We start from the raw sequence: 14,147 nt of genomic DNA on the forward strand, positions 1-14,147 counted from the left end.
GTGGAACAAAAAAACTCCATGGAAGGCTCTTCCAAAGAGGCTCCAAGACGCTTTGCCAGTGTCGAGGAGTGTATTGATGCTCTGTTGGCAAAAGTTGGCAAGAAGGTTGTACTGGGTTTACCCCTTGGACTTGGTAAGGCCAACCATTTTGCCAACGCTCTTTATGCCCGCGCTGTTGCCGATCCCTCAATTTCCCTGACCATATTTACGGCTCTCACACTGGAACGGCCTCAGGGGGACAGCGATATCAGTCGTCGTTTTATCCAGCCATTACTGGATCGTTTATACAGTAGTTACCAGGACCTGGGGTATGTCTCACCACGCAGAAAGGAACATCTACCAAAAAATATTAATGTTATTGAATTCTTTATGGAGCCAGGTGCACTGTTGGGAAATCACTATGCCCAGCGACATTATGTAAGTGCGAATTACACCCAGGTGCCTGAAGATCTTCTGCGCTTTGGAGTGAATGTTATTGCCCAGATGGTGGCACCGATGGAGGGGGGAGGGCGTTACAGCTTGAGCTGTAATCCCGATTTGACTTTACCTTTGTTGAAACTGACAGCCAATCGGAAAGATCATCGGTTGTTCTTAGTGGGGGAGGTCAATCCGCAGCTGCCTTATATGACCGGTAGCAGTGAATTGGAAGAGAGTGAGTTTGACCTGCTGCTAGAAGGGGAGGTTTTTGATACCCCTTTATTCGCGGCCCCGGCTATCCCGGTCAGCTTTACCGAATACAGTATCGCATTCCATATTGCTAGCATGGTCGCCGATGGAGGAACCTTGCAAGTGGGTATTGGGGCTTTGGGAGATGCGGTCTGCCATGCACTGCGTTTGCGGCATAAAGAAAATGTCCATTACAGAAGTATCATTGAAAAACTGGTTGATCGTGAATCACTCCATTACCGGAAAGATCTTCCGCTGCTTTTGGAAAGTTTTAAGCAGGGTTTGTATGGCGCAAGTGAAATGGTGCCCCATGGTTTTCTGCACTTGCGCAGGGCGGGGGTTTTGTCCCGGGAGGTTTATCAGGATGCTGGGCTGCAACAGTTGTTGGATGGGGATGAAATCACCCATACCGTAAATGAGGAAACCTTGCTCGGATTGAAGAATGCAGGTCGTATCAGTTGTCCTCTCACTCCCGAAGATACAGAATTCTTACAACGCTTTGGTATAGTCGACCCCAGCTACAGTTGGCGCGGGCACAAGCTATTAACGCCTGACGGTGAGGAAGAAGAGTGTGACCTGCACAGCGAGCATGGCCGCAGACGTCTGATTGGCAGCTGCCTGAATAAGAAACTGCGCGGCGGGATCTGGTTGCATGGAGGTTTCTACTTGGGGCCGGAATTAATGTATCGGGAGCTGCGGGATCTTTCTCCTGATGAGCGCGCGGGAATTGATATGACCGCCATTGACTTCACCAATGATCTGCAGTCCCAGGGAGAACTGAAGCGCGCCCAACGTAAACAGGCTCGCTTTATCAATTCCGCCATGATGGTCACGCTGGGGGGCGCAGTGGTTTCAGATGCGCTGGTGGACAACCAGGTCGTCAGTGGCGTGGGTGGCCAGTACAATTTTGTTGCTCAGGCATTTGCGTTGCCGGGAGCACGCTCGGTGATTGCATTACCCAGCACTCGTGTGCGCGGTGGTATATGCGAGAGCAATATTGTATGGGAGTACCCCCATGCCACTATTCCCCGGCACCTTCGCGATGTAGTGGTTACTGAATATGGCGCAGTGGACCTGCGCGGAAAAACCGATCGGGACGTAATGGTTTCCATGCTGAGTATTTGTGATAGCCGTTTCCAGGCAGTATTGTTGGAGCAGGCAAAATTCGCCGGCAAAATCGAAAAGAGTTTTGTCATCCCGCAGTCTTTTAATAACAACACCCCGGAACATATCACTGAAATTTTCTCCGTCGAAAGCACACTGGCGATATTGCCTTATTATCCCCTGGGTACAGATTTCACTGATGAGGAGGCCCTGCTTGCAGTCTCATTGCAGCAGTTGCGTGCGGCGGATCGCAGCTGGTGGCGAATGCTGATGGCAGTGATCCAGGGACGTAAAGTGTGGCATGACAAGTCGACAGGCACTGAGTGGTTACAGCGTTGTTTGGCGCGAATGGGTTACGATCATACCGAAACTTACGAGCACCGCCTGGAAGCTTACATTGTTGCCGCTGCATTACGGAATCACATCGACAGGCGCCGCCCACTGCGTTGGGAGTAAGTCGTTGCCTGCTTAGTATTGTTTTTAACCCTGATAATCACGTTGTTGCGCCTGAATTGCCGTGAGTGCGATGGTGTAGACAATATCGTCGACCAGGGCACCGCGGGATAAATCATTCACCGGTTTGCGCAACCCCTGCAGCATGGGGCCAATACTGACCAAGTCCGCACTGCGCTGCACAGCTTTATAGGTTGTGTTGCCTGTATTCAAGTCGGGAAAAATAAATACCGTTGCACGTCCAGCAACAGGGCTATGTGGTGCTTTCTGAGCGGCTACATTTTCGGTAACGGCCGCATCGTATTGTAGGGGGCCATCGATGATCAGCCTGGGCCTTTTGCGTTTGGCAATTTCGGTTGCTTCGCGAACCTTGTCTACATCTGAGCCACTGCCTGAGGTTCCTGTAGAGTAGCTGATCATGGCTACACGAGGCTCTACGCCAAATGCTTTCGCTGAATCGGCGGACTGAATAGCAATCGCTGCCAGTTGCTCTGCGTTTGGGTCGGGGTTAATAGCGCAGTCCCCATAAACCAAAACTTGTTCGGGCAGCAGCATAAAAAATATAGAGGAAACCAGCTCTTCACCCGGTGCGGCTTTTATTAGCTGCAGAGCGGGACGGATGGTATTGGCGGTGGTGTGAATAGCCCCGGATACCAGTCCATCGACCTCATCCAGAGCCAACATCATAGTGCCGAGTACTACATTGTCATGGAGCTGCTCCTTTGCGACCACTTCTGTCAGGCCCTTGCTCCTACGCAATTCCACCATGGGCTCAATATAATTGTCACGCACAGTTTCCGGATCGGTAATGTGAATTTTGTCAGAGAGTGTTAGACCTTGCTGCTCTGCGACCCTGGCAATGGTTTTTGTATTGCCGAGCAGAACAGGTTCGGCAATATCGCGCTCGGTGCAAATCAATGCTGCCCTGATGGTGCGTGGCTCTTCACCTTCGGGAAGTACAATACGCTTTTTTTTTCGGCGGGCCAGTTCCGTCAGATGATATCGGAAGGCTGGAGGGGAAAGTCTCCGGGGGCGGTTGGAAACCTGGCTCAAAGAATTCACCCAGTTTTCATCCAGGTGACTGGCAAAAAAATCTTGCACCCGGTTCACCCGCTCACGGTCATCTGCCGGTGTACGCAGGTTGAAGGTCTGTAAGTCCACTACAGTGCGCCAAGTATTGCCACTTACCAGCATTACTGGCAGGCCGGTCTCCATTGCTGGTGTGCAGAGTTTATGGACTTCACGATCCAGCCGATAACCCCCAGTTAGCAGCAGGCATCCGATTTTTACCCCGTTCATAGCTGCCAAGCAGGCCGCGGTGACTACATCAGGTCTATCGGCAGAAGTAACTAACAAAGCCCCGGGCTGAAATCGCCTGAGCATATTGGGGAGTGAACGGGAGCAGAAAGTTACATTGTGTAATCTCCGGGTCTCCAATTCTCCCCGGTTGATAAGTTGAGCATCGAAATGCCGCACCAGATCTAATGCGCGGGGAGCCAGAAGATCTGCATTCCAGGGTATACAGCCGACAATACGTAGAGGGGTTTGCCGGTAGAGGGATTCCCTGGTGATTGTGACTTTGTTTTCTGCGGGATCTTCACGTCCGGCACGCATACCTGCCGGTTGAGCACCGGGAGTATCAGTTTGCTCTTCAGGGGCTCCAACCTTATTGATAATGCAGCCCACTACACGGTTGGATTTTTCTCCGCCGAAGGAGTGAACAGCGAACTGTAACCGCTCTCGCAATTGCCTGATATCTCCACCATGAGGGCAGGCTACCAGTACTACTTCCGCATCCAGTGTCTTGGCAATCTGGTAATTGAGTTGGTTGGCAAACTGATTTTCACTGCTGGGTAGTACGCCTTCGATGACGGTCACGTCTGCATGCTGGCCGCCGCTTTGATATCGGGCCAGTATTTCTTCTAACAGATCTGGCATTTTCCCTGTAGAGACCATGGACTCAACATGTTTGGCACTGAAGGAGCGTGGAATATCCAGGTTGGAAACCTGCCGCAATATTTCGTTGGTCCGTTCAATGGTACCGTCTGGAGGCGGCGGCTCGGCCACAGGCTTGTAGAATTTAACTTCCACCTGGATACGCTCCAATGCCCGAATTAAGCCCAGGCTTACGGAAGTAATTCCGACTCCAGCGGCAAGGGGAACGAGCATCAGTGTGCGAGTGCGATGAGACATTTCTAGCGCACCTCAGATGCGAGCCTTGCGGCATCCCTGGCGATTACCCAATCCTCCCTGGTTGGGATTACAAAGATATCCAGCGTACCCGCCTTGGATATGAGCCCCTCGGCACCGAAGCGGGTTGCCTCATTGCGCTCCTGATTCAGTTGATAGCCGAGTGCGCTAAGCCAGCTAATGGTCCTATGGCGTACCCAGGAGGAGTTTTCTCCAATGCCCCCGGTAAATGCCAGGGCGCTGACCCTGCGCAAGGGCACAGTGTAGGCAGCGATATATTTAGCCAATCTATAACAGAATACCTCCAGGGCCAGGCGGGCTCCCTCGTGGCCGTTTTCCATTGCCTCTTCCAGTTCGCGACAGTCATTACTCAAACCGGATAGGCCGAGCAGGCCGCTCTCTCTATTCAGCAGCTGCTCCAGCTCGGCCAGGGAATAGTCCAGGGATTCTCCAAGGTGCAATAGCAGGCCTGGGTCCAGGTCGCCACAGCGGCTACCCATTACCAGTCCTTCGAGGGGCGTGAGTCCCATACTGGTATCCACACTGTGCCCGCCTTTGATAGCGGCAATGGAAGCGCCGTTACCCAGGTGTGCGGAAATTACGTTGGCCTCAGTAGTTGGTTTTCCCAATAGCTCGGCACTGCGCTCGGCAATATAGCGGTGGCTGCTCCCATGCATGCCGTAACGTCGAATATGGTGATCCTGGTATAGCCGGTAGGGCAGTGCGTAGAGGTAGGCATAGTCCGGCATACCCTGGTGAAATGCTGTATCGAACACGGCAGCTTGGGGTACTTGGGGAAAAGCGATCAGGGCAGTCTGGATCCCTTGCAGAGCAGCCGGGTTGTGCAGTGGTGCCAATTCGCAGCAGGAGCGAATTGCGGTCAGGACCTGCTGGTCTATCAATACTGAATCTGCGAATAACTCGCCGCCGTGGACCACCCGGTGGCCAATGGCGAGCAGACGGGCTTTTAGTCCGAGCCAGGTCCCATCAAACCGCTCAACCAGCCAACCAATCACACTTTCGCAGTCATCGCTTGGGGAGAGCGGCTGGCTGTTGTCCTCACTGCAATAACGCCAATTGAGAACTGCCCCGGAACTTCCCAGGGCATCGGCTTGACCTGATAAGTATTCCTCTCCACTGAATGGATCGAGTGCGGCAAACTTCAGTGAGGAGCTGCCACAGTTCAGAATTAGTACTAAGCCGGGGTTGGGCATAGGATGGGTGTCCCTGCGTATATACCCTAAGGCTAGCCAAGTTGGCGCAAAAGTCTTTTGAAAACATGGCTGGGGGTGAGAATAAAAAAGGGCCGCGATTGCGGCCCAAATTTAAAATGCAGAGATTAAAGCGCAGTTTGCTTCAACTGTACTTCTTCAGCAGAAACTTAACTCTCAGGCTGAGAGAAATCGTCAGCTTTTATCAGAAGAAGGCGGCTGGCGCCGCCTTAAACATACCTTTTGGGTATATAAAGAGGGCTTAGCCGAACTGGTTCATGGTGTTGTCTTTACCAGCAGCCTTCAGGGCAGCTTCACCAGCGAAGTACTCTTTGTGGTCGTCACCGATGTCAGAACCTGCCATGTTCTGGTGCTTAACACAGGCAATGCCCTGACGGATTTCTTTACGCTGAACGCCTTTCACGTAGCCCAGCATGCCTTGCTCACCGAAGTACTCCTTGGCCAGGTTGTCGGTAGACAGGGCTGCAGTGTGGTAAGTTGGCAGGGTGATCAGATGGTGGAAGATGCCTGCTTCGCGAGCCGCGTCGGCTTGGAAAGTACGGATCTTCTCATCAGCTGCTGCAGAAAGGTCAGAGTCGTCGTACTCGGCGCTCATCAGGTTGGCGCGGTCGTAAGCGGATACGTCTTTGCCTTCTTCACTCCAGGTATCAAAAACCTGCTGACGGAAGTTCAGTGTCCAGTTAAAGGACGGGCTGTTGTTGTAAACCAGTTTCGCATCGGGAACGACTTTACGGATTTCATCCATCATGCCGCCAATCTGGCCGATATGGGGCTTCTCGGTTTCGATCCAAATCAGGTCAGCACCATTTTGCAAGGAAGTGATGCTGTCCAGGATGCAGCGAGCTTCGCCGGTACCTTTGCGGAACTGGAAAAGGTTGGAAGCCAGGCGCTTAGGACGCAAAAGTTTGCCTTCGCGGTTGATTACAACGTCACCGTTAGCCAGTTCAGAAGCGTCGATTTCTTCGCAGTCCAGGAAAGCGTTGTACTGATCGCCCAGGTCGCCAGGCTCTTTGGTCACAGCGATCTGCTTGGTCAGGCCGGCACCCAGGGAGTCGGTACGGGCAACAATAACTCCGTTATCTACGCCCAACTCCAGGAACGCGTAACGAACAGCCCGGATCTTGGCCAGGAAGTCCTCGTGAGGAACGGTCACTTTACCGTCCTGGTGGCCACATTGCTTTTCGTCGGAAACCTGGTTCTCGATCTGGATACAGCAAGCACCCGCTTCGATCATTTGCTTGGCCATCAGGTAAGTGGCTTCCGCGTTACCAAAACCGGCATCGATGTCAGCGATGATTGGTACAACGTGGGTTTTATGGTTGTCGATCTTGTCCTGTACAGCCTTCTCGGCAGCCTTGTTACCGGCCTCGCGGGCAGCATCCAATTCGCGAAACAGGTCGTTCAGCTCGCGAGCATCTGCTTGACGCAGGAAGGTGTACAGCTCATTGATCAGGTGTGCAACAGAGGTTTTCTCGTGCATGGACTGGTCGGGCAGCGGACCAAATTCACTGCGCAGTGCAGCTACCATCCAGCCGGACAGGTACAAATAGCGGCGGTCAGTATTGCCTTCGAAGTGCTTCTTAATAGAAATCATCTTCTGCTGGCCGATGAAACCGTGCCAGCAACCCAGAGACTGAGTGTACTTGGAGGTGTCCTTGTCGTAATTCTCCATGTCAGCGCGCATGATATTGGCAGTGTACTTGGCAATATCCAGGCCGTTCTTGAATTTGTTCTGGGCGCGCATACGGGCAACAGATTCGGGATTGATAGCGTCCCAAGTGCCGCTTTTGCTGTCACGGAGCTTAGCTACCGCGTCGATGTCTTGAGTGTAGGTGGACATGACAGTGTTTCCTTAAAACGGTGACTGCGATTAGGTGTTGAGTATCTTAGGAGGAGTGGCATAATTTGCCTAATTTATTGATTTTATTTTCACTATCGATCTGGCGAATGATGTATGCAACTGGAAAGAGCTGACCTGAACCTGCTGGTGTATCTTGATGTACTGCTGCGAGAACGTAATGTAACCCGTGCGGCAAACTATCTAGGCCTATCCCAGCCAGCTATGAGTAACGGCCTTAAGCGTCTGCGAGAGCTGTTCGATGACCCCCTTCTGGTACGCACTCGCGAGGGCATGATGCCCACCGAGCGTGCCCTGGAGTTGCAGCCGATGGTGCGAGAAGCCCTGTCCAGTATCGATCGGGTGATTCAGCCTAATCGGGATTTTGATCCGGCGAATACACGCCGAACATTTCGAATCATGGCCAGTGACTATGCAGAATCCACTTTGATTCCGCCGCTACTCAAGCAGCTGCGTGATGATGCTCCTGGAATCAGCCTGGATATCATGACCCCCAGTGATGTGAGTTTCGTTGATGTGGAGCAGGGCAAAGTGGATATGGTAATCAACCGCTTTGACAGCATGCCGCAGAGCTTCCATCAGGCTACTGTGTGGCGAGACAGTTTCTCCTGTGTGATGCGGGCAGATAACCCCATGCTTGAAGACTACAATCTGCAAAGCTATTTGAAGGCCCAGCACATCTGGGTCAGTAAAACGGGCATGGGGGTTGGGGTAGGGGTAAACCCAGAGGATGTTCAGAGGCTCGGCTGGGTGGATGAGGCTATTGGGCGCTTGGGGGAAAAGCGCGATATTTCCGTGTTTACACGCCACTATCAGGTAGCCATGCTATTGGCAGAACAGAGCGATTTGATAGTGACAGTTCCCACCCGGCTGGCGCAGCTGGCCAGCGATAATCCGAGGGTTGTGCGAAGGGATCCCCCCCTGGATATTCCACCTCTGGAACTGAAAATGGCTTGGAGCCCCCTATTGCAGCAGAGTGCGCCGCACCGCTGGTTACGCCGCCTGATCTTGGATATCGGTCGGGCTCTGTAAGTGACTGGTGAGTAAGGAAGCATGCGCCTTGTAGGTGAATGCGTAGTTTTACTGGTAAGGTTTCACGCGCCAACCGCATTCATAAAAATTTGATCTATGAATAGTGGAAATTGCGCCTATAAATTAGCGGTATGTCGAAATGGCTGTTTAGAATGCCGTAATTCCAACAATTAGCGAGAGGCCCAGGGTATGACGGAACGAGTCCAAATCGGTAATCTGCAAATCGCACCGGAACTATACAATCTGGTTAGCGAGGAGGTGATTCCAGGAACCGGGGTCGATGCCGATAAATTCTGGGGTGGGCTCGATGCCATCGTCCGTGATCTGGCGCCAGTTAACCGCGAATTACTGCAAAAGCGTGATGAACTCCAGGAAACCCTGGATCGTTGGTACACAGAGAACCCCGAGGGTGTTCGCGACCTGGAAGGGTATCGTGAATACTTGCGTGAAATTGGCTACCTGGTAGATGAGCCTGCTGATTTTGCCGCTACTACCGAAAATGTCGACGAAGAGATTGCCACTCTTGCGGGGCCACAGTTGGTGGTGCCGGTGATGAATGCCCGTTACGCACTCAATGCAGCCAATGCCCGCTGGGGCAGCTTGTATGATGCCCTGTACGGAACTGACGTGATCAGCGAAGAGGGCGGTGCGGAAAAAGGCACCGAATACAACCCTGTACGGGGTGCCAAAGTTATTGAGTTTGCTCGCAACTTCCTGGATCAGTCTGCTCCACTTACCTGCGGCAGCCACAAAGATGCTGTGCAGTACCGCGTAAATGGCTCCCTGCTGGAAGTGGTACTGGCGAATGGTGATATCGCCACCGTCAAAGATGGTAAACAGTTTGTCGGTTATCGCGGTGACAGCGAAGAGCCCAGTTGTATTCTGCTTAAACAGCACGGCTTGCACTTTGAAGTTCAGGTAGATCGGGAAAGCCCTGTCGGTAAGACTGACGATGCTGGTGTAAAAGATGTGCTGCTGGAATCTGCTTTGACCACCATTATGGACTGCGAAGATTCCGTTGCCGCGGTCGATGCCGAGGATAAGGTTGTCGTTTATCGTAACTGGCTCGGCCTTATGCGAGGAGACCTGAAAGAAACCATTAATAAAGGTGGCAAGACCTTTGAGCGTAATTTGAATGCCGACCGTGAGTACACTACTCCAAATGGCAATCAGTTAACTTTGCCAGGTCGCAGCCTCATGTTTGTACGCAATGTCGGCCACCTGATGACCAATGATGCTGTTTTATTTGGTGATGGCCAGGAGATTCCTGAAGGCATCCTTGATGGCATGATTACCAGCCTGATCGCGCTACACGATCTACGCGGCGATGGAGAGATTAAGAACTCCCGTACCGGTAGTATCTATATCGTGAAACCAAAGATGCATGGTCCGGAAGAAGTGGCTTTTGCCAACATCCTGTTCAATCGTATTGAAGATGTCCTTGGCCTACCGCGTTTCACTGTAAAAATGGGCATTATGGATGAGGAGCGTCGTACCACGGTAAACCTGAAATCCTGTATTGCCGAAGCTAAAGAGCGTGTGGTATTTATCAATACCGGCTTCCTCGATCGCACTGGCGATGAAATCCATACCTCAATGCTTGCTGGTCCGATGATTCGTAAAGGCGATATGAAACAGTCTACCTGGATCAATGCCTATGAAGAGTGGAATGTAGATGTTGGTTTAAACTGCGGCTTAAAGGGCCGGGCTCAAATCGGTAAGGGAATGTGGCCAATACCTGACCAAATGTCAGCTATGATGCACGCCAAGCTTGCCCATCCCATGGCCGGTGCCAATACTGCCTGGGTTCCCTCTCCAACTGCCGCGACACTGCACGCATTGCATTACCACAAGGTAGATGTAAACCGCCGTCAAGAAGAAATCCAGCATCGCCATCACGCCAAGCTGGAAGATATCCTTACCGTACCCGTGGCTAATAATACCAATTGGAGCGCCAAAGAGATTCAGCTAGAGCTGGATAATAACGCCCAGGGGATACTTGGTTATGTTGTACGTTGGGTAGAACAGGGTGTAGGTTGTTCCAAAGTACCGGATATCAACGATGTTGGCCTGATGGAAGACCGCGCAACTCTGCGTATTTCCTCCCAACATATTGCCAACTGGTTGAAACATGGCATTGTTAGTGAGAAGCAGGTGCGAGAAACCATGGAGCGTATGGCAGCGATAGTAGATCGCCAAAATGCGGGTGATTCCAACTACAATAATATGGCCCCTGACTTCGATAAAAGCATTGCCTTTCAAGCTGCTTGTGAATTGGTTTTCGAGGGTTGTGCGCAGCCTAATGGTTATACTGAGCCGGTTCTGCATCGTCGCAGGCGGGAATTTAAGGCTCTAAATGCATGATGATTTTGCTGCAAGACCCCTTAAGGGGTCTTTTTACTGGTCAAATCATTATGAAATCAAATCTAGCGCATACTTTAACGAGCTAAGGCGGTCGTCAGTACCCTCCTCTCTATGGGGAAGTTGATAAGAAATACCTACTAGACAAGGAAAGGGGTGCAGAGGTAACTGACGTAAGATTGTATATCCCGGGAATCTAGCAATTAGCCTTCCGGGAGACATTTACTAAAATACTGAATGAATTAGTATTTTATTTGACATATATAGATCTTGGAGACAGTGATTATAACTTGGGTAAGCTATAGTTATTCTATAATTTTGGGATAAAAACAGTTCCGTAATTTAAAAACACCCAAATAATAAGAGAGCCCTCAATTTATTTATTTGTAATATATACATATAGAATACCTGCTAACCGAAAAAATCACATTTCATTAAGGTCAGCTGAATTAGAGTTACGAAATAGTTTCCAACAATATCAGTTTAAAAAATGATATCTATCAAAGTTGGTGTGTTGTTCAAGACACCAAGTAATCTTTAATGAAATGCTTTAAGCTATCAAGTATTATGAAAAGCTTAAGGAGCTACTTGTAGAGAATAATAACCAGGACTATATAATCTTTCACGTTGAATTCAGGTAGTTTTCTTTATAGTATATTTCAGTTTCTGTTGCAAAAAGAGGGGCGCCTCTATAAGTTGCACTTTCCTTAAATATAGTTTCCTCGTAGTATTGGCTAGAGGATACTCAAGCAATATTTTGTAGAGAAGCCAAGCCTTAAGGAAAGCTTTCGGAGTTCTTAGTGTTTTATTTTCCCTGCTTTATAGTTAGGTGTTTAATTAAACATGGAGGATGTTTTGATGATTCCTGGATTGATTCGGTGCTTAAGAACTGTATTTTTATTTAATTTTTTTTCTGCATCTATTTTTTTCAATGTAGCAATTGCGGAGTCGATTATTGATCCACCGAAGAACCCATTCTTGGCTGGTTCTCCCTGGCCCATGAGCCATAGAAATCCCTACAACCAGGGGTCTTCATATTTAAAAGGTATAGAGTTAGATGATATTGCAAGCCTTCAAAAGGAGCTCTCTGAAACAATACCTGTTCCAATTATCCTTGCTTACTCTCCAATCTATGAAGTAAATGGTAAGAGAGTGGTTTGGGGAAGTACACTTGGATCTGTTTTTAAAATGGACATGAGTGGAAACCAGATAAATAGGATTGATACAAAGTTAAAAGATGAAATGACAGGAGGGCTCTCTGGTGCATATGTCCTTGTGGATAAAGATTACAAATTTTATGTGCCGGATGGCTCAAGTTTGTTGGTTTATGAGGATGCAATAAAGGGCGACCCAGGATCGGGTATAAATCTATATAAAAAGTTTGATATACCTGAGGAGCTTTTGACTGCTGAGAGTGAAGTAATTGTTGGGATGAATATGACTTACGATGGTTATATTTGTCTCGCAACTTCCAAAGGGTTGGTATTGGTAATCAATAGAAGCCTAGATAAGTTCTATCATACAAAGGTTGATGAAGGTGAGGAGGTATCAAACTCAATCTCTATAGATGAAGAAGGAGGTATCTATGTGGTTTCCAGTAAAAAGATGTATCGATTTCAGTGGTCTGGAGATAGGGTGAGCGCCGACGAAGGAAAAGGCGCCTGGAAGGCAGCCTATGAAGCTGGGGGAGAGACACCTTGGCCGGGTCGACTGGGAATTGGTTCCGGCTCCACGCCCACATTAATGAATGCGGGTAATGATAAGCTGGTAGTGTTTACTGATGGTCAGGAGCTTATGAATCTGGTGGTGATGTGGCGAGACCAGATACCGATGGATTGGAAACCGATTTCTGAAGAGAAAGATAGAAGAATTGCAGCGGAAATTCCTATTACTTTTGGTAATCCCAATGCGACAAGGAGTATATCTGAGCAATCGGTCTTGGTTCGAGGTGATCGAGCAGTTGTTGTTAATAATGACTATGGCTGGGATTTTTCGCGATTGCCGGGTGTTCCCCAAAGGCTTACGGTGTTGTTTTCTAATTTCCCTGAGAATGCCCCCTATGGTATCGAGCAATTTCATTGGAATTCTTACAGTCGCAGTTTGAGTAGTCTTTGGGCGAATAAAGAAATAAGCTGTCCTAATGGCGTGCCGACCATGAGCGAATCCTCTAATTTAGTTTACTGTTGGGGGCAGCGACAGGGTATGTGGACACTAGAGGCTGTGAATTGGGATACGGGTGACAGTGTGTTTCATATTCCGTTAGGATATCGAGAGAAATATAATAGTGTTTATTCAGCTGCTCAAATTGGGGGTAAGGGTGAAATAGTATCGGGTACTTTTGGAGGTGTAGTTCGTCTGCAAACTTCTAAATATTAATGTGCTGATCAGCCCCACTTCCTCTTAAAGTAAGTAGGGTTGATCTTATCTCGCAAATACACATTTAGGTAAATAAAGCTGGCCTTAATATCATATTCCCATTAGGTATAGTGGTTTAGAGTTGATCTGACATTTATCGGTTTTTCCGGAAGTGTTCTGTCAGGCCAAATTCAGTTTACAAGCCTCTCCCCAGATGCTTTTCCACCTTCAAGTGTGGCTATCGGTATGCGGCCATTACACTTTTTACTCTGGTAGTGCAATCATTATAATGATGTACTAGAGGCTGCTTCATAACTAGCAATCGACTATTCTCGCACACTCTCGGAGTAAAAAGACGAGTAGTTGTGAGCCGGTTAAAGTCAGAGTTGGCCCGACGATCAGTGGAAAGTGATTCATCCTTGCCTTCCCCAGCTAAAACGTGGGAAGGGTGGCGCGAAACCCATTGATAACCGAGCCTGTTTTGAAGGTATTTTATGGGTTTTGCGCTTAGGCGCAAGAAGGAAAGAGCCTCCCTCTTATTATCTATCATCGAGTGCTTGCTGGAGATGGCTTCAATTTTGGAAAGAGCAAGTAGCTTGGTTGCAAGCCTTGAGCCAGCAACACTTGGCCGGTGTATTTTTCATTAGTCTAAGGATTGTGCAGAGATTAGAAAAGACCGAAAGTGCTTCCCGGGAGTCAGTAAAATCCATAGCTTCGGCATTTTCCATGACGCCAGAAAGTATTCTTTTGGTTGAGAAAGAAAAAGAGCCTGATAAGGAAAAGAGAACGGGGATTGGTGGGTGTATATAAGCATATAGGAATTGCTATTGTGGTTGTTATGTCGACATTTGTATATGCATTATTTAGCACTGCATCACCTATGGTGCTAAAAGTAG

The 14,147-nt window shown here is 49.3% G+C and carries 7 protein-coding genes and 1 pseudogene; 5 read left to right on the forward strand and 3 right to left on the reverse strand.

What is annotated here, in order from left to right; genetic code table 11:
* On the forward strand, positions 1 to 2,226 hold the full coding sequence (locus G367_RS0121485; protein WP_245556728.1) for an acetyl-CoA hydrolase/transferase C-terminal domain-containing protein: 2,226 nt from the start codon (positions 1 to 3) through the stop codon (positions 2,224 to 2,226).
* 24 nt (positions 2,227 to 2,250) lie between these two features.
* On the opposite strand, the gene pta is transcribed toward G367_RS0121485, so the two are convergent.
* The 3 genes from pta to G367_RS0121505 all read right to left on the reverse strand — a co-directional run bounded on the left by pta (position 2,251) and on the right by G367_RS0121505 (position 7,485).
* Positions 2,251 to 4,416 (reverse strand): phosphate acetyltransferase, encoded by a 2,166-nt coding sequence (gene pta, locus G367_RS0121490; RefSeq protein WP_020415236.1) that lies wholly within the window; start codon positions 4,414 to 4,416, stop codon positions 2,251 to 2,253.
* Between the two features lie 2 nt (positions 4,417 to 4,418).
* A complete protein-coding gene (locus G367_RS0121495) occupies positions 4,419 to 5,627 on the reverse strand; it encodes an acetate kinase (protein WP_020415237.1) in 1,209 nt (402 codons plus the stop codon).
* 259 nt (positions 5,628 to 5,886) lie between these two features.
* Positions 5,887 to 7,485 (reverse strand): isocitrate lyase, encoded by a 1,599-nt coding sequence (locus G367_RS0121505; protein WP_020415239.1) that lies wholly within the window; start codon positions 7,483 to 7,485, stop codon positions 5,887 to 5,889.
* Between the two features lie 114 nt (positions 7,486 to 7,599).
* On the opposite strand from G367_RS0121505, the gene G367_RS0121510 reads away from it, so the two are divergent.
* From G367_RS0121510 to G367_RS27205, 4 genes and pseudogenes are all read left to right on the forward strand, one after another.
* Positions 7,600 to 8,535: a LysR family transcriptional regulator gene (locus G367_RS0121510; protein ID WP_020415240.1), complete on the forward strand. Its 936-nt coding sequence runs from the start codon at positions 7,600 to 7,602 to the stop codon at positions 8,533 to 8,535.
* A 189-nt stretch (positions 8,536 to 8,724) separates the two neighbouring features.
* On the forward strand, positions 8,725 to 10,899 hold the full coding sequence (locus tag G367_RS0121515) for a malate synthase G (RefSeq protein ID WP_020415241.1): 2,175 nt from the start codon (positions 8,725 to 8,727) through the stop codon (positions 10,897 to 10,899).
* A gap of 840 nt (positions 10,900 to 11,739) precedes the next feature.
* Positions 11,740 to 13,272: a hypothetical protein gene (locus G367_RS0121520; protein WP_157533710.1), complete on the forward strand. Its 1,533-nt coding sequence runs from the start codon at positions 11,740 to 11,742 to the stop codon at positions 13,270 to 13,272.
* 384 nt (positions 13,273 to 13,656) lie between these two features.
* A pseudogene (locus tag G367_RS27205) lies at positions 13,657 to 14,061 on the forward strand (transposase); the annotation flags it as partial.
* Between the last annotated feature and the right edge of the window lie 86 nt (positions 14,062 to 14,147).

It is taken from the genome of Microbulbifer variabilis ATCC 700307, assembly GCF_000380565.1.
Lineage (GTDB): Bacteria > Pseudomonadota > Gammaproteobacteria > Pseudomonadales > Cellvibrionaceae > Microbulbifer > Microbulbifer variabilis.